Raw genomic sequence first — 17,533 nt, 5'->3', positions numbered from 1 at the left:
AGACCAATGATCCGCTGATATTAGGTTTCAAAAAAGCCTGGTTCAGGAGAATTAAGTCTTATTCATAAAGAGGTTTATCCATGGATAGCCAGCTTGAAGAAATACGTGAGATCTGGGCAAATGCATTCTACAGTGGCGACTATGATCTGCTGCGCCACTATGAACATCAGGACTTTCAGGTGATTTTTGAACAGGAAGGCCATGTAGAAGGAAGTTATCTGCGTTATGACCGGATTGCTCATGCGGTACAAAACAGCGTATGGAAACCGCTGAAGCCAGAAATAGAATATGAAGAATACGAGTACAATGAAGACCAGACCGAATGCCGGATCTTGATTGGACTGGAAAATAATAAACAGCGTCTTCAGGAGATCTGGAAGCTAGAGGATGAATGGAAAATTCTAGAACTTAGATTTTTGAAATCCTAAACTTTCAATGATTTATCAAGTTAATTCGAAATTTTCTAAAAATATTTGAATAGTGTTGTTTTAAATCTTGCTTAAACCCTGATCAATTGTGTGGATAACTACAAAGTTATCCATATTTTTTATGTGAATAAGATAGTATTTATCCACAAGTCATATTGTGTTTCTTGTCTTTCATTTTTTAAATTCAAATTTACTTTCTATATCTTGTGGATAAGTATTTTTAAATTTAAAATAGGGTTTTGAATTTAAAAGACTAGCTGGAGCCATATCTTCTCTGTTTTTAAAATTGACCAGTTCAGGTGATTTTTTATCTGTTTTTAATGGAAAAATTATATAAATAACTTAAAAATTAATAGCTTATGTTAATATTGTAGATTTAATTAATAATCAGCGTGGAACATGTGTTAATTATAAAAATCTTCACTGTAGTTAAACTACATAATCAAGTTAATAATCAAGTGAACTTTCATTTTTTTATTGCTCAATCATAGGGTTATAGATTTTTTTAACTTTTACTCCTATGGTTTAATGCTTTTTTAAGTTTAGTCATCACATGACCTAGTGCCAGTTCATCTGATAACAGGCAATAGATCTGAGCTTTTAAAACTGAAAATAGAAAAAATACGATTTATAAAATAAGTGTAAAAATAAAAAAAAGCGCCTAACGGCGCTTTCTATTTTTTTAACCATTCTATTTATGGGGTCAGAATAATCTTGCGGCAGTCTTGTTCACGTTTATCGAAAATACGGTAGCCTTCAGCAGCTTCTTCCAGTTTCATACGATGGGTGATAATCACTTCTGGAGACAGCTGGCCATTTTCTACATATTCAAGTAATTGTGGCAGGAATTTATGCACATGGGTCTGACCCATTTTAAAGGTCAGTCCTTTATCAAAGGCATCACCAAACAGGAAGCCGTGGATTGGACCAGCATATACGCCTGGCACACTTACCACACCACCACGGCGTACTGCCGCAATACATTGACGTAGGGCAAAGCCACTCGAACCTTCAATTTTTAGGTTGGTCATCACCGTTTCAAGTAAACTGCCTTTGGCCTCGAAACCAATCGCATCAATGACGGCATCAACACCACGATGACCGGCAGTATTCTGAATAATATATTCAGCTGCATCCACTTCATCAAAATTCACTGGAATTGCACCATAAGTCTGATGGGCGAAACGCAGTCGGTAAGGGTGGTGATCGACCATAAAGATTTGCTCTGCGCCCAGCATACGTGCGCAGGCAGCCGACAGTAAACCAACCGGACCAGCCCCATAAATCGCAACACTGGAGCCGCGAGTGACCTGGGCATTGGTCACAGCCTGCCATGCAGTAGGCAAGATATCAGTTAGGAACAGGACTTTTTCATCCGGTAATGACCCTGGCACTTTAAATGGGCCTATATTACCTTTAGGTACACGAACATATTCAGCCTGTCCGCCTGGTACACCGCCATATAAATGGCTATAACCAAACAGAGCCGCATCTGGTGGAATCTGTTTCTTATTGATAATTGCACCACGGCCAGTATTGGTATTTTCACAGGCAGCCATCAGTTCATGTTCACAGAAAAAACAGTGACCACATGCAATCACGAAAGGAATAATTACCCGGTCACCTTTTTTCACTTCTGTAACTTCAGGACCGACTTCTTCTACAATTCCCATAAATTCATGGCCGAAAATATCGCCATCTTCAGTGGCCGGAATTTTACCCCGGTATAGGTGCAGATCTGAGCCACAGATGGCAGTCGCTGTCACCCTTAAAATGACGTCATCTGGTTCCTGAATCACTGGATCTGGAACGGATTCAACTCGTACATCCCGAGCACCATGATAGGTAAGAGCACGCATACGGATTTCCTCTCTCTAGTTCAACATTAAACAGACTCGTATCAAGGCTGCCAAAAATAAAAAACACTTTTATTAGAGCCTTATGCGCTAGGAAATCGCTGTAAATTAATGTATGAAATAAGACATCCGAGTGTTTAAAAAATAAACTTATATAGGATTTGCGTAATTCACTACAAAATATGTCAAAAACGGTTTCGATGAAGAAATCAGGGAAAAATGTAGAGAGCAATATATAAAAAGTATAAAAAAAAGAGATTAGCTCCAGTTGTAGCTAATCTCTAAGATTTGAATCAAGGTTTAAAACTTAACCTTCCTGAAAAGATTGCTCCAAACTTTCCAGCTCCATCATCAGTTCTAGCATTTGCTCTTCGGCAGTTTCTAGTTTCTGTTTCAGTTCAGTCTGCTCGTTCATGAGTTTCAGCAAGTCATCTTTACGTGCAGCTTCATATAAAGCGCTATCTGCCAGCAATTCTTCAATTTCTGCCAGACGTGGCTGTAACTTGTCGATTTGCGCTTCGTATTTCTCAATATTCTTGCGAATCGGACGAGTCTGCTCACGACGCTGAGCGGCCAGTTTGCGCTGTGCTTCCTTATCTACTTTGGCTACCACCACAGGTTTAGCTTCTGTTTCTACTACCTGTGCTTTGGCCAAGGCATTCTGTGCATTGATCTGCTGTTGACGCGCTTCACGTAACCATTTGGCATAGTCCTGCAGATCGCCCTCAAATTCGGTACAATGTCCGGCATGCACTAACAGCAATTCATCACATACTGTCGCAATTAATTGACGTTCATGCGAAACCAGTACCACCGCACCTTCAAAATCCTGCAAAGCCATAGTCAGGGCATGGCGCATATCCAGATCCAGATGGTTCGTCGGTTCATCCAGAATCAGTATATTTGGACGCTGCCAAACAATTAAAGCTAAAGCTAAACGGGCACGTTCACCCCCAGAGAAACTCTCACATGGGGTATCCATGCGCTCACCGCTAAAACCGAAACTGCCGAGGAAAGAACGTAAAGAAGCTTCACTGATTTTTGGATCGGCGATGCGCGCCAGTTGTAGCATTGGGCTGGCATTAGCATCCAAAGCATCCATCTGGTGCTGAGCAAAATAACCAATATTGAGTAATTCTGAGGTCTTACGTTGACCATTTAATAAGGGCAAATCTCCGACTAAGGTTTTGATCAGGGTTGATTTACCCGCACCATTCATCCCCAATAAACCGATACGTGAATTTGGAGTGATTTGCAGATTAATTTTGCTGGCAATCGATTTATCGCCATAACCAATTTCCGCCTGTTCCAAGGCCAGAAGTGGTGAACTCATTTTGGTCGGTTCACGGAAACTGAAGGTAAAAGGCGTATCTACATGAGCAGGGACGAGATCCTGCATGCGCTCCAGCATTTTGATCCGGCTTTGGGCCTGACGTGCTTTGGTCGCTTTGGCTTTAAAACGATCAATAAATTTTTGTAAATGTGCCCGGGCTTCCTGCTGTTTCTCAAAGGCCTGTTGTTGTTGCGCCAGACGTTCGCTACGGGTCACTTCAAAAGTTGAATAATTGCCGGTATAGAGGGTGAGTTGCTGATTTTCGATATGCAGAATATGATCCGTCACGGCATCCAGAAAATCACGGTCATGCGAAATTAGCACTAAAGTGCCTTCATACGCCTTTAACCAATCTTCGAGCCACAAAATTGCATCCAGATCCAAGTGGTTGGTCGGTTCATCGAGTAATAGCAGGTCTGAACGGCTCATCAGGGTACGGGCCAGATTCAGACGCATCCGCCAACCGCCTGAAAAGCTGGAAACATCCAGACGGATCTGATGATCCATAAAGCCTAGACCGGCCATCAACTGAGCTGCTTTAGATGGTGCAGAATAGCCATGAATCTCGTCGAAACGGCCATGTAACTGTGCCAGTTCTGCATCGGACAGCTGTTCCGGATGTGCCAGTTTGGCCTGTATATCCCAATACTCTTCATCGCCTGACAGAACAAAATCAATGGCCGGCATATCTAGGGCTTTAATTTCCTGAGCCATATGCGCTACGGTCCAAACGGATGGCCGGGTTAACGAACCTTCATCTGCACTGAGCTCACCTAAAAGAGCCGCAAACAGGGTAGATTTTCCTGCGCCATTAACACCGGTTAAACCAATTTTCCAGCCGGGATGAAGCTGCATGGAGGCTTTTTGAAATAACACTCGCCCACCACGGCGTAACGAAACTTGGTCTAACTGAATCATTGAACTTACTAACAAGGGCAAAAGAGAATGCCGCTATTCTAATGGAAAGCCGGAAGAAAACAAAAAAGCTTCGTTGCAGCTTATCCTGTTCAGGCTTTAAAAATTTATAGACTCATATATGATGAACTATATTTTGAGTAAATACTCTATTTGTTTAAAACCGAAAGATAGAGCCATCAAGGTTCATAATAATATTGAGTAGAATAAAAATGAAAAAGGATTTTTAATTTTATCTGCACTGGGCCTATGGGCTTCGAGTGCACATGCTGCCCCAGTCAATGTCTGTGTATTTGATTTACTGGGAAAATCGGGTGAATCCTTCAAGCTGCTGGAAGAGTGGGCATTGGCCAGCAAGCAGTGGGGGGCTACGGTTCAATTGATTGCTTATCAGGATGAAGCTAAAGTCGATCAGGATGCCAAAGCCGAAAAATGCAATGGCTTCTATATGACGTCCATGCGTGCGCGAGCTTATAACAAATTTGCCGGCTCCATTGATGCGATTGGCGGCGTTCCTAATAATGACACTGCCATGAAAGCGGTGAGTTATGTGCTGGATAAGCGTAATACCAAGCGCATGACACTCAGATCGGCAAGGAAAAATTTGAAGTAGCCGGTATTGGCCAGATTGGTCCTGCTTATATCTTTGTCCGTGATCGTAATATGGATAAGTTGGAACATATTAAAGGCAAGAAGTTTGCGGTTCTACATTATGATTATGCCCAAACGATTATGGTGAACCGGGTAGAAGCCGTACCGGTGAATTCGGAAATTTCCAATTTCATACGTAAATTTAATCAGGGTGAAGTGGATATTGTGGCAGCGCCCGCTTATGCCTTTAAACCTCTTGAAGTGACTAAAGGACTGGGGCAGAAAGGAGCCATGATCAACTTTCCGGTGGTCAATGTCACGGCAGATCTGATTATTCGACCAGATAAATTTCCGGAACAGTTTGCAGCCAATTCCCGACAATGGTTTGTTAAGCAGTTACCCCGCAGCTTCGCGATGGTAAAACGGATGGAAGCAGAAATCCCGCGTAAATATGTTCTGAACCTGAGTCGTGAAGAACAGGTCAGTTATCAGAAAATTCTGCGTGAAGGACGCATGGATTTAACCAAGCAGGGTATCTATGACGCTGGCATGATGACAGTATTAAAACGGGCACGTTGTACTGTGGAAAGAACTAATTTCGAATGCTCAATCAGTGGTGAATAGTTTTAAAATCATGTATATCTTTGTAACTACAGCGAATGAAATGTAATTCAAAGTAGCCAAGTTTAAATATTAAGAGACTGATATATTTATAAAAAAATCAGATAAAGGAAATTAAGAAAAGCTGATTTATCTTTATAGGCCAAAAAACGGCTTTTATCTGGAGTAAATGCTCTATTTTTTTGAAATAAATTTGCTTAATATTTGACGCGTGTACGGACACTCAGCTAACAACAAGATTTCAAAGGATAACTAATAAAATGAAAAAAACACTCTTATCATTGGCTGCATTTTCTGCATTTGGTTTTGCAGGTGTGGCACATGCAGAAAAGGTCGATATCTGTGTGTTTGACCTACTTGGTAAATCTGGCGAGTCTTTCCAGATGGCTCAGGAATGGGCGCTGGCAGCAAAAGGCTGGGGCGCAGATATCAATCTGATCGCCCGTCAGGATGAAGCCGTCGCTGACAATGACTTTAAGGCTGGCAAATGTGATGGTGTATTCATGACCGCCATGCGTGCCCGTCAATACAACAAGTTTGCCGGTTCAATTGATGCCTTAGGTGGTGCTCCAAGTAATGCAATTGCACAGCGTGCGATTAGCTTCGCTTTGGATAAGCGTAATGCAGCTAAAATGGTCACGACCATGGGTGGTAAAAAATATGAGGTAGCTGGGATTGCGCCACTAGGTTCAGCTTTTATCTTTGTGCGTGACAAAAATATCAACTCCATTGAAAAAGCGGCAGGCAAGAAGTTCGCCGTACTGGGCTATGATGATGCGCAAAAAATCATGGTTCAACGTGTAGGTGCTCAGGCCGTAGTATCTGATGTATCTAACTTCGTAGCTAAGTTTAATAATGGTCAGGTCGATATGGTAGGCGCACCGGCGTATGCGTACAAGCCACTCGAAATCTATAAAGGTTTGGGCAATAGCGGTGCGATGTTTAATTTCCCGGTACTGCATGTCACTTCTGACTTTGTGATTCGTCCGGAAAAATTCCCGGCTGGTTTCGGCCAGAAGTCTCGTGACTGGTTCATTAAAAACCTGCCTAAGAGCATGGCGATGATCAACCGTCTGGAAGCCGGTATTCCAGCGAAATATAAGCTGAATCTGAGTGCAGAAGATAAAACCAAGTACCAGAAGTTATTACGTGAAGGGCGTATGGATATGACCAAGCGTGGAATCTATGATGCCAGCATGATGTCGGTACTGAAACGTGCGCGTTGCTCTGTCGATAAAGCCAACTTTGAATGTTCACTTTCTGGCGAATAATTTGATTTTTAAGGAAAAAAGCTTAGATTTATCTAAGCTTTTTTTATATTAAACAAAGTCAGATCTGCCATTGCAGATCATAGCAAAGCAGTTAAGCTGATTAAAAATAATGCTTTCATGTTTGGTATAAAAAACAATAACATGTAGTACTTAAAGCAGATAACAAAAACAAGGCAATCAAGGAAAGCAAAATGATGCAGAAAGGATGGAAAGCCCTGGCTGTAGGTGCAGCACTCGCTGCAGTTTCAGGCCTGGCTCAGGCTAAACAGGTAGTATGTGTATTCGATCTGGTCGGCAAAAATGGCGACGTCTATGCTGTAATGAAAGACTATCAACTGGCCGCAAAAAACTGGGGTGCTGATATCGAGCTTAGGGTAAATACCAATGAAGCTGTCGTCGCAGAAGATTTTAAAGCTGGTAAATGTGATGGGATCAGTGTTACCGGTATGCGCGGCCGTCAGTTCAACCGCTTTACCGGTTCACTCGATGCGATTGGCGCGATTCCAGATTTGAACCTTGCAGTTAAAGTGATGCAAGGCCTGGCGAGTCCGACCTTTGCCAAGCTCATGGTTCAAGGCAAGTATGAAGTCGCAGGGGTGATTCCGGTAGGTGATGCCTTCCTGATGGTCAATGACCGGAGCATTAATACGGTTGCGAAAGCAGCAGGTAAAAAATTTGCTGTACTTGACTATGATGAAGCACAAAAAATAATGGTTCAGCAAGTGGGTGCACAGGCAGTCAGCGCCGATGTGACCAACTTTGGCTCTAAATTTAACAATGGTCAGGTCGATATTATTGGCGCGCCAGCTGCTGTATTTAAACCACTCGAGCTGCATAAAGGTTTGGGCAGTAAGGGCGCCATTGTGAATTATCCGGTGTTGCAGGTCACTGGTAATATCATTATTCGTCCGGATAAATTCCCGGTCGGATATGGACAAAAATCACGTGAATGGGTGAAAAGCCAGTTACCACGTGCTTTTGGAATTTTAGGTAAAATGAAGGCAGATATTCCCTCTAAATACTGGATGGATATTCCTGAGGCAGATAAACCGGGTTACCAAAAGCTGATGCGTGATTCGCGGATTGATCTGACCAAACGGGGTATTTATGACAAACGCATGATGAAGTTGCTCTGGCAATTCCGCTGCAAGCAGAATCCGAAAAACTTCGAATGTGCATTACAGGATGAGAACTATAAACAATCCTGATAAAATTACTCTGATTTGACTTTTAATCTGTACAGACTGACCATATATTGAGTGTGTTATACTTGAAATATGGTCTTTTCTTTTTAAAGACATTCCATTCAACAGAGGAATCCGCCATGAATGCTCAAGCGCTTGTGCTCACCGACAATGCCGCAAATAAAGTACGCCAGTTGCGTGACAGTGAAGGTAACCAAGACTTAATGCTCCGTGTGTATGTCACCGGTGGCGGCTGTTCAGGTTTCTCTTATGGCTTTAACTTTGCGGAAAGCCAAAATGAAGATGATGCAGAATTCGTCAATGGTGATGTCAAAATGCTGGTCGATTCTCTGAGCTATCAATATCTGGTTGGTTCAGTGGTTGACTATGTTGAAGGTCTAGAAGGTTCACGTTTTGTGGTACAAAACCCGAATGCTACCACGACCTGTGGTTGTGGATCTTCATTCTCGATCTAATACATATCAAGTTGAATAAAAAAGTCCTCGTATGAGGACTTTTTTTATGTCTGAAGAAAGCTTAGCTTTCTAATTTGACTGCTTCAAGCAGGTCAAAAATCACTGTAGTGACATCCTGACTCAGTTCGCGGTTATTAAATATCTCGTAGGCTGTAATGGTAATGTCCGTATCGCTCGGCAATAGACGCTGTTCCTCTTCAATCAAGTCATTGATCGGCAATAAGGTTTGTTTCACTTGCAGATGCAAAATATCCTTAAATTCAAGATTTTCATCATCTAGCTCGATCAGCTGTTCATTGAAATAAGGCAGCAAAATTGAATGAAGATAAGGTTGAATATCCTCAATATCAAAGATCTCGATATCACGGGTTTCATCAATCGTACTAATGTGGTCATTTACTTCAATTAAAATATGGTAGTAACTCACATGAATCTCCAAGAAAGTTGGCCTAAGACGTCCTACTGTTCTTCACAATAACATGAAATGAAACCGGGTTGTATTTTTACTAGCCTAAACACATAAATAATTTAGGGAATTAAAACCTGAATTTTATCGGGTATACAACAGGGTCTTGTCTGCTGGACGCAGTTTGAAATCTTGCAGATTCTGTTCACCCAATACTGGATACATCAAGGCTTCCGGATCATTATGATGATAGAGACCCAAGGCATGGCCCAGCTCATGTGCCAAAGTTAAACGTAAATCATCTTTGGCATCAAACTGGTAAATCTGGATCTTATCTCCCATAAAAATACCCTTATGAAACTGGCGTGGGGGAAAGCGCTGCTGGGCCTGCTGAATATTTCGCTGATGACTTTGCACACTGTTTTGATGAACAGAAACCTGCTGGTTAAACGAGGATAGCTGCTCCTGAAGATAGGCATATTCGCGTTTAAAATTTTCCAGTTTAGGCTTGAGCATTTCCATCTCATACTGAAGCTGTTCACGCTCGGCAGATGAGCTGGCCTGTTGACGGCGTTGCAATAGGGTTTGAAATTCAAATTCCAGCTGACTTTTTTGCTGGATCAGTCGTTGCTGCTGATCTTCCAGATTTTTCTGCGAAACTTGCAGATTGCTGACTTCACGCTGATATCTGGCTTCATCGGCAAGTAACTTTTTTTCGACCTTTTTAAAGGCTTCATAGTCCTGTTGGCGTTGATCATAGATCAGTTGAATGGCCAGCTGAGCATTCTCATCATAGACCATCAGATCATCGCGATTGGTTCCTTCATGCCAGATCTGAATCGCTTCCTGACTTAATTGAATGACCTCATCACGGGTCAGGCCAAAACCCGGATCGACCTGGTCAATCCGGAAACGTAGGCGCGTATCAAAAGGATGGGTCAAACGGTCAGTCAGTGAGTTAAATTTTAATTGTGGATGGGTCTTGGTTTGTAGATGCAAAAATAATGACACAATGAAAACGACAATCCCCAGAAAGCTTAAAAGACGCATAGTGTTTTTTAAAATATTGTTTGGCTCAATGTAGCTAAAAAAACAGCAAAATCCTAGCGTCAGAGCGATAAAAACCGTGCTTATGCACGGTTCTGCTCAGGTTAGATTATGATTTTTTACCTTTCCACTGCTCAACCTGTCTTGGCATATTGGAATGATAAATAAAACCAAGGCCTATACCATTCAATAAGAAGATCATAAATTCAATTAAATATTTCAGGTTATAGGAATGTCTGGTTTGGTGATTAAAGGCATACAGCGTGATTTCAGATTTAAAGATCTGGAAAATAATATAGCTCAGAAGTCCAATACCTAAAATGATAAAACCTTTTCCGGAAGGATAGCGCTGAGGTACAGCCAGGATCAGCAACACAATGATGGCAATCAGAAAGCCTAAGGAAAAAGAAGCTTCAATTCCGAAGGTTTGCAGGTAATTAAAAGGCGCTAGTACCACATTCGGCGGTAAGATCAGAAGCAGATTACCCATCGGGTAGAGCAGCATGATCGCAAGCCCGGAAGCCAGAAGAAAAAGCTTAATAAAATTCTGCATACGTTTTTATTTTTAAGTTATTTATTTCATTATAGTTTAATTAAAAAAGATTCTATTGCCTATGCGTTGAGCAAAAAAAGACCGCATAAAATGCGGTCTTTTTCTCAAAGTGACAAATTATTTTTTGTCATCTTTTACTTCAGTGAATTCAGCATCAACTACGCCGTCATCTGCTTTTTGAGCTTGGTCTTCGCCGCCTTGGAATGCATTAGGATCGAAACCTTGTGCACCGCCTTGGCCTTGAGCTGATTCATAAGCACGCTGAGTGATCGGCATAATAATGTTTTGCAATGCTTCAGTTTTCGCTTTGATTGCTTCAACATCATTTTCTTTCGTAGACGCTTCTAACTCAGAAACCGCAGTTTCGATTGCAGTTTTTTCGTCAGCAGTCACTTGTTCACCAAGATCTTTTACTGCTTTTTGAGCAGAAGAAACTAGCGCATCCGCTTCGTTACGTGCTTTTGCAAGCTCTTCAAACTTACGGTCTTCTTCAGCATTCGCTTCAGCATCTTTGATCATTGCTTCGATTTCAGCATCAGACAAACCTGAGTTTGCTTTGATCTGGATAGATTGCTCTTTACCAGTGCTCTTATCTTTCGCAGATACTTTCAAGATACCATCCGCGTTGATATCGAATGATACTTCAATTTGTGGCACACCACGTGGAGCAGGTGGGATGTCGCCTAACTGGAAGTTACCCAACAATTTGTTTTGTTGAGCCATTTTACGTTCACCTTGGTAAACTGAAATGTCTACAGCAGGCTGGTTGTCCGCAGCAGTTGAGAACACTTGAGATTTCTTCGCAGGAATCGTCGTGTTTTTCTCAATGATTGGAGTCAATACGCCACCCATGGTTTCAATACCAAGAGTTAGTGGAGTTACGTCAAGAAGAAGTACGTCAGTTTTGTCACCAGACAATACTGCACCTTGGATCGCTGCACCCATTGCGACTGCTTCGTCCGGGTTCACGTCTTTACGTGGCTCACGACCGAAGAATTCTTGTACTTTTTGTTGTACAAGTGGCATACGAGACTGACCACCAACCAGAATCACGTCAGAGATGTCAGAAGTTGAAAGACCTGCATCTTTCAGCGCAATCTTACAAGGCTCGATGGTACGAGCTACAAGATCAGCAACCAAACCTTCAAGTTTTGCACGAGTCACGTTGATCACTAAGTGTTTAGGACCAGTCGCATCTGCAGTGATGTATGGAAGGTTGATTTCAGTTGCGTTAGAAGAAGAAAGCTCGATTTTTGCTTTTTCAGCTGCTTCTTTCAGACGTTGTAACGCAAGTGGATCGTTTTTCAAGTTCACGTTTTGTTCTTTCTTGAACTCTTCAACCAGGTAGTCAATCAATGCATTATCGAAGTCTTCACCACCAAGGAATGTATCACCGTTGGTAGATAACACTTCAATTTGCTGGTCGCCATCAAGGTCAGCGATTTCGATGATGGATACGTCGAAAGTACCACCACCCAAGTCGTATACAGCAACTTTACGGTCACCTTCTTTCTTGTCCATACCGAACGCAAGAGCAGCAGCAGTTGGTTCGTTGATGATACGTTTAACTTCTAGGCCTGCGATTTTACCTGCATCCTTAGTTGCTTGACGTTGTGCATCGTTGAAGTAAGCAGGAACAGTAATCACCGCTTCAGTCACTGTTTCACCCAGATAGTCTTCTGCAGTTTTCTTCATTTTTTTCAGAACTTCTGCAGAGATCTGTTGTGGTGCAAGTTTCTTATCGTTTACTTCAACCCAAGCATCGCCATTGTCTGCTTTGATGATTTTGTATGGCACCAGACCGATATCTTTTTGTACTGCCTGGTCTTCATAACGACGACCGATCAGACGTTTGATCGCGAATAATGTGTTTTTAGGGTTCGTTACCGCTTGGCGTTTAGCTGATTGACCGACCAGAATTTCACCATCTTTGTACGCAATAATAGATGGAGTTGTACGTGCGCCTTCAGCGTTTTCGATAACTTTAACTTTGTCGCCTTCAAGTACTGCAACACATGAGTTTGTAGTACCTAAGTCAATACCAATGATTTTAGCCATTTGGATGTTTCCTCAAAAATTTTTTTGTGATTTACACTTATTATCCGATATGAGAGCCGTTCAATTTTTTTCAAGTAAGTTTTTAGAAAAAATTTCACAAACTCCCGAACTTATTTAGCTTAAGCGCCAACCATAACCATTGCAGGACGTAATAAACGGCCGTTCAGGGCATAACCTTTTTGCAAGACTGTACCGATCTCATTGGCTTTGGCATCTGGTGCAATACCGACTGCCTGATGTAACTCGGCATTAAAACCATTCTCGGTATCAACTACGACCACACCAAATTTTTCTAATGTTGTCAGTAAACCTTTTAAGGTTAGTTCTACGCCTTCCCGTAACGGGCCTTGTTCTTCACCCGCAGCGAGAATTGCACGTTCCAGGTTATCTACAGTTTCTAACAGCTCTTTAGAGAACTTTTCCAAAACAGTATCTTTATGCTTTTCTGATTCGCGCTGAATGCGTTCTACACTTTTTTGTGCCTCATATACGGCATTTGCAGTACGTGCTTTTTCCAGTTTTAAATCGCCTTCAAGCTGTGCGATTTGTTCCTGTAAAGACTCAACGGTAACTTCAGCTTGTTCAGGTTCAGCTTGAGCTGTTTGTTGTTCCGTTTGCTCTTGCTCAAGTTCTTGAGCTTGATCGTTTTGCTCAGTCGCCATTGATTTACTCCGTTTAAATGGGTTCTTAAACATGTACAGTCCTTGGGCGTCAGAGTTAACTGCGTTAATACTGAACTGCCATGATTGAAATTTTTAATTATTTAAAGAAATCGGGGCAGGGGCAAAAAATTCAAGCACAAATACAGATTAATTTTAAGATTTATTTGGATTTAATGACTTTAATAAAAGCAGGATCGTATTTTTAGATAGGAATAATAATTTTTATCTGTTTTAAATATTTTTAAGACCGGTACATCATGGCTTCATTAACAGCGACCTTGTTCGGAGGAGAGAGCTGAACCAGGTTGCTGTTGCCTTATTTTTTAAACTGTTTTTCCAGTCGGATCCCTCACATATGGTCCGGCTTCTTTTTGTCCAGATTATTTTTTAGACATAAAAGCGATTAATAACTAAGCAATAAAGTATTACAAAAAAAATGAGCAACGCTATATTATTCATTTCAGATTCTATCGCTGTAGTTTCTTCTCTTTTTTAGAAATGTGTTTTCGTGGCTTATCTTTTCTCTAGATAAGCCTTTTTTTTGCCTGAAATTTGCTACGATTTTCGACTTATAAAATGGGATCATCTTCATCAAGACTATGCTGAGTGAAAACATTTCTTCTATTAAAAGAAAATGACTGGAATGAGATCAAAACTATAAAACTCAGTCCATAAAAAAGCCCTGATTTAAATCAGGGCCTCTCTTTTTATTTAATATTCTGCCTAATCACGACGATTATGTGGTCGCTGCTGTTCTTGTTTACGTCGCTGATCATTCCAGCGTGGATTATTAGAGTGGTTTTGCTGAACCCGTTTACGCTGCTGTTCTCCCACTTTCTTACGTTGTTCCAGCTGCTGGCGACATTTACGTTCGGCCTGCGCCTGTTTCTGACGCTGATTACTCAGATTTTTGCGTTGCTGTTCCAGACGTTGTCGTTCCAGTTGAGTTTTACGCCGGTCCAGTTCTATTTGCCGACGCCGTTCCTGTTCCCAGTTACGCTGCTGAATATTTTTGCGACGTTCCAGTTCCAGTCTTTTACGCTGCTGTTCGTATTCCCAGCGTTGCCGGTCATAGCGACGGTCTTGATCATAACGATAATCATAACCTCGATCGTGACGGTCATAACGTCCGTCATAATAACCATCATCAGGAAAAGCCACACAGCCTACGGCTAAAAATGCAGTGGCTAAAGATACCGTTATTATTTTTATCGCCATAAGCTATCTCCTTTTATACAGACTTCTACATTAAAGTCGCAAAAGTGCTGTAAAAATCTCACTTAAACTCTCAATGACATCTGATTAAATTCAGGTTAGCGTATTTGGCAGATGATCTATGTACATTGATATTAAGTCTTATATAAGAATATGGTCACTAAAACCCTAATCATGTAGAAAAAATGAAGAATTATGGGAAAAGGATGAAAACTCATGGGTGCGAATAATCCGGTCACAAAATTTGTAATGGATAAGGGGCAGGGCACTGCAGCACGTTTGCTGGATTGCCTGCCGAGCTTTGCACAAGAACGTCTGGTAAAAGCATTGGATTATCCTTATGACTATCCTGATTTGGATCCTTATATAAAATGCTTGATGGCGACTCAGATCAAACAGGGACAGCACAGTTTTATTAGTGAAGATGCGGTGCAATCACGTCAACTGTTTGATGAACGCATGAAAGCTATTCAGGCAAAACCGACACCGGTCAAGGCAGTCGAGGATCTGCGTCTGCCATTGCAAAATGGCACTATCTTTGCCCGACATTATCATCCGGCACCACAGAAAAAATTGCCGATGGTCATTTTCTATCATGGCGGTGCATTTATAGTGGGTGGTCTGGATACACATGATGAGTTCTGCCGTTTATTGGCGGTGCATGCCAAGGTGCAAGTGCTCAGCGTGGCTTATCCGCTAACGCCAGAATACAGTCCTTTGCAGATGGTACAGGTCTGTGAAGATGCTCTGGCTTGGGTACATCAAAACATCAAGCAGCTGAAAATCTATAAAAACCAGATTGTAGTGGCAGGGGATAGTGCAGGTGGAAATCTGGCGGCAGTGGTTGCGCAGCGGAGTGCCAATAAAATCTATGCACCTCGCGCACAGTTATTGCTTTACCCGGCTGTCGATTTTAAAAGCCGCCATCCTTCTTTTTATGCCTATAATCAGGGCCTGGTACTTTCAGCTCAGGATATTGATCTGGTAACCAAGTTATATGCTGAAACACATCAAGTCGAACTGGATGATCCGCTGATTTCACCGACCTATGGTGAACTAAAGAATCTGTCACCTGCCTATGTGATTACCGCCCGTCATGATGTGCTGCATGATGAAGGTTCAATCTATGCTCTGAAGTTACGTGAGAATGGGGTGCGAGTGTATTATCAGGAATATACGGATCAGGCACACGGTTTTATCAATCTGACCCCAATTCATAAACGTTCTAAAAAGCAGGTCATTGAACTCAGCAAGAATTTCCGTAAATTCCTGGACAAAAAGATCTGATTCAAAAATAGATGTAATTAAGGTGTTTCACGTGAAACACCTTTTTTATTTTTTATGGATCTTGGCTTCTGGAAAGACTAAATTAAATTTAGGCACATAAAAGCTTTGTAAATATTTAGCTTTAGAAAAATCCGGGAATATATCCTGAGTATCTTGCCACTCTGTCTGAATAAGCTTGGATAAATAACCCCGAAATTGAGGGCTAAACTGATAATGCTGGGATTTCCAGGTTTGCCGGATTTTTAGCATGGAGCTTGGAAGATGATGACTATTTAAATAGAAAGAACGAGGAGATTTAGGTTTTTTAAGACCAAGCGTCATGCTTTGCACGATGAGTTATGTGACAAATCGTTTCCTGTCCTTGTTCTTGCCAATCAAACTATGCATATTCTTTAGGAATGCCCCACAAGTGCTGACCATGCACAATAGATTCATGGGTAGAGACATAAATTTTCGGAATAGTCGAAAGACGCCGTCTGCTAATTAAAGGATGATCCATAATCAGCAATTCATCATAAGGATCCACAGGAGAATGATGATAGCGCACCAATAGAACCTGAACGACACGGCCGAGTGGAGATGGCGCAATCCGAAAACTCTGAAATTCACGAATAAAATGAGGGGTAATCCAGTAATTCAGAATAAAACCCTTCCCCTGCAAATGCCAAGGCTGAAATTGATGGACGCTTTTCTCCTGTAGTAATGCATGGCTCATTATTATTCTCTTGTCTTTAGTCGGCAGGTCACTGCATTATTAGTCATGAAAGATTAATATGTTGTGAATCCCAACCTTTCTTTATCAGTAGATGAGTTAAAAAATGTTAAAAAAATCATTATCTGCTATCGCGTTGATCGCATTTAGCTTCCCAAGTTTTGCTGCCAACACCCTGATCGAGATGAAGACCTCATCCGGTAATATCGAAATTGAACTCTTTAATGACAAAGCACCGATTACGGTGAAAAACTTTGAAGAATATGTCAAAAGCAACTTCTATACAGGAACCATCTTCCATCGGGTCATTCCAGGCTTCATGATTCAGGGCGGAGGCTTTGATCTCAACATGCAGGAAAAAGCCAATAATAAAGCTTCAATCAAGAATGAATCAGATAATGGTTTGCAAAACAAACGTGGCACTTTGGCTATGGCACGTACTAATGATCCTAATTCGGCTAAAGCGCAGTTCTTTATTAACCTGGTAGATAACAGTTTTCTGGACCGTTCACCAAGAAATGCCGGATATGCAGTGTTTGGCCGGGTTACTAAAGGTATGGAAGTAGTCGATAAGATCGCTCAAGTGCCTACTCAGAACTATGGTATGCATCAGGACGTTCCGAAAACAGCTGTAAAAATCAACAGTGTGACCATTAAAACACCAATCGTGAAAAAGTAAGTGAAAAATAAAACATAAATGTTTTGTTAGTATTTTATTTGGAATATTATGAACTTATGTAACAATTAGTAGAAAAATGAACCAATTTGGTGCATAAAAATGAAACAGTCATGATTGGTGTGCGTTAAAAGCACTTGCTTGTGTAAGAAATTGCCCTATAATGAGCTCATACCGACGAGATAGACGGAAACGAACGAAGCAGATTGCTGAGTTGTTAGGTTTATCGAAGTCCAGCTTCT

The 17,533-nt window shown here is 41.5% G+C and carries 14 protein-coding genes and 2 pseudogenes; 7 read left to right on the top strand and 9 right to left on the bottom strand.

The genetic code is table 11. The features are described from left to right. Window positions 1-80: 80 nt before the first annotated feature. Complete coding sequence (locus B3Q46_RS05355) at window positions 81-428, top strand: hypothetical protein (RefSeq protein WP_034705863.1); 348 nt, start codon at window positions 81-83, stop codon at window positions 426-428. A 695-nt stretch (window positions 429-1,123) separates the two neighbouring features. Here B3Q46_RS05355 and B3Q46_RS05350 read toward each other — a convergent pair. Together B3Q46_RS05350 and B3Q46_RS05345 are read right to left on the bottom strand one after the other, a co-directional pair. After that, window positions 1,124-2,287: a zinc-dependent alcohol dehydrogenase gene (locus B3Q46_RS05350; RefSeq protein ID WP_286713877.1), complete on the bottom strand. Its 1,164-nt coding sequence runs from the start codon at window positions 2,285-2,287 to the stop codon at window positions 1,124-1,126. 304 nt (window positions 2,288-2,591) lie between these two features. Continuing rightward, window positions 2,592-4,535 (bottom strand): ATP-binding cassette domain-containing protein, encoded by a 1,944-nt coding sequence (locus B3Q46_RS05345; RefSeq protein WP_004780357.1) that lies wholly within the window; start codon window positions 4,533-4,535, stop codon window positions 2,592-2,594. Between the two features lie 226 nt (window positions 4,536-4,761). Here B3Q46_RS05345 and B3Q46_RS05340 point away from each other — a divergent pair. The 4 genes and pseudogenes from B3Q46_RS05340 (at window position 4,762) to erpA (ending at window position 8,675) form a co-directional block, all read left to right on the top strand. Next, window positions 4,762-5,747 (top strand): annotated as a pseudogene (locus tag B3Q46_RS05340) (putative solute-binding protein). Window positions 5,748-6,004: 257 nt separating this feature from the next. Continuing rightward, window positions 6,005-7,015: a putative solute-binding protein gene (locus tag B3Q46_RS05335; protein ID WP_004780360.1), complete on the top strand. Its 1,011-nt coding sequence runs from the start codon at window positions 6,005-6,007 to the stop codon at window positions 7,013-7,015. 194 nt (window positions 7,016-7,209) lie between these two features. Further along, a complete protein-coding gene (locus B3Q46_RS05330) occupies window positions 7,210-8,223 on the top strand; it encodes a putative solute-binding protein (RefSeq protein WP_034589643.1) in 1,014 nt (337 codons plus the stop codon). A gap of 116 nt (window positions 8,224-8,339) precedes the next feature. Continuing rightward, window positions 8,340-8,675, top strand: a complete 336-nt coding sequence (gene erpA, locus B3Q46_RS05325) for an iron-sulfur cluster insertion protein ErpA (RefSeq protein WP_004780362.1) — start codon at window positions 8,340-8,342, stop codon at window positions 8,673-8,675. A 61-nt stretch (window positions 8,676-8,736) separates the two neighbouring features. Here the strand turns inward: erpA and B3Q46_RS05320 are convergent, their stop codons facing one another. From B3Q46_RS05320 to B3Q46_RS05295, 6 genes are all read right to left on the bottom strand, one after another. Further along, complete coding sequence (locus B3Q46_RS05320) at window positions 8,737-9,114, bottom strand: hypothetical protein (RefSeq protein ID WP_162835342.1); 378 nt, start codon at window positions 9,112-9,114, stop codon at window positions 8,737-8,739. A 111-nt stretch (window positions 9,115-9,225) separates the two neighbouring features. Continuing rightward, a complete protein-coding gene (locus B3Q46_RS05315; RefSeq protein WP_004780366.1) occupies window positions 9,226-10,131 on the bottom strand; it encodes a matrixin family metalloprotease in 906 nt (301 codons plus the stop codon). A 106-nt stretch (window positions 10,132-10,237) separates the two neighbouring features. Continuing rightward, window positions 10,238-10,633: a hypothetical protein gene (locus B3Q46_RS05310; RefSeq protein WP_228127210.1), complete on the bottom strand. Its 396-nt coding sequence runs from the start codon at window positions 10,631-10,633 to the stop codon at window positions 10,238-10,240. Window positions 10,634-10,798: 165 nt separating this feature from the next. After that, a complete protein-coding gene (gene dnaK, locus B3Q46_RS05305; protein ID WP_004780370.1) occupies window positions 10,799-12,739 on the bottom strand; it encodes a molecular chaperone DnaK in 1,941 nt (646 codons plus the stop codon). A gap of 119 nt (window positions 12,740-12,858) precedes the next feature. Next, window positions 12,859-13,401 carry a nucleotide exchange factor GrpE gene (gene grpE, locus B3Q46_RS05300; RefSeq protein ID WP_004780371.1) on the bottom strand — a complete coding sequence of 181 codons (543 nt, stop codon included), beginning with the start codon at window positions 13,399-13,401 and terminating at the stop codon, window positions 12,859-12,861. A 723-nt stretch (window positions 13,402-14,124) separates the two neighbouring features. Continuing rightward, a complete protein-coding gene (locus tag B3Q46_RS05295; RefSeq protein ID WP_286713872.1) occupies window positions 14,125-14,619 on the bottom strand; it encodes a hypothetical protein in 495 nt (164 codons plus the stop codon). Window positions 14,620-14,832: 213 nt separating this feature from the next. On the opposite strand from B3Q46_RS05295, the gene B3Q46_RS05290 reads away from it, so the two are divergent. Continuing rightward, a complete protein-coding gene (locus B3Q46_RS05290) occupies window positions 14,833-15,903 on the top strand; it encodes an alpha/beta hydrolase (protein WP_004780375.1) in 1,071 nt (356 codons plus the stop codon). 45 nt (window positions 15,904-15,948) lie between these two features. On the opposite strand, the pseudogene B3Q46_RS05285 reads toward B3Q46_RS05290, so the two are convergent. Then, window positions 15,949-16,618: pseudogene (locus B3Q46_RS05285) on the bottom strand (acetoacetate decarboxylase family protein). Between the two features lie 103 nt (window positions 16,619-16,721). On the opposite strand from B3Q46_RS05285, the gene B3Q46_RS05280 reads away from it, so the two are divergent. Continuing rightward, a complete protein-coding gene (locus B3Q46_RS05280; RefSeq protein ID WP_004780379.1) occupies window positions 16,722-17,294 on the top strand; it encodes a peptidylprolyl isomerase in 573 nt (190 codons plus the stop codon). The last annotated feature ends 239 nt before the right edge of the window (window positions 17,295-17,533 follow it).

The sequence above is a fragment of the Acinetobacter sp. UBA2581 genome (assembly GCF_002339435.1).
GTDB classification, from domain to species: Bacteria; Pseudomonadota; Gammaproteobacteria; order Pseudomonadales; family Moraxellaceae; genus Acinetobacter; species Acinetobacter variabilis.
Note: the sequence above shows the minus strand (reverse complement) of the source record. Positions and strands in the feature narration are given on the sequence as shown.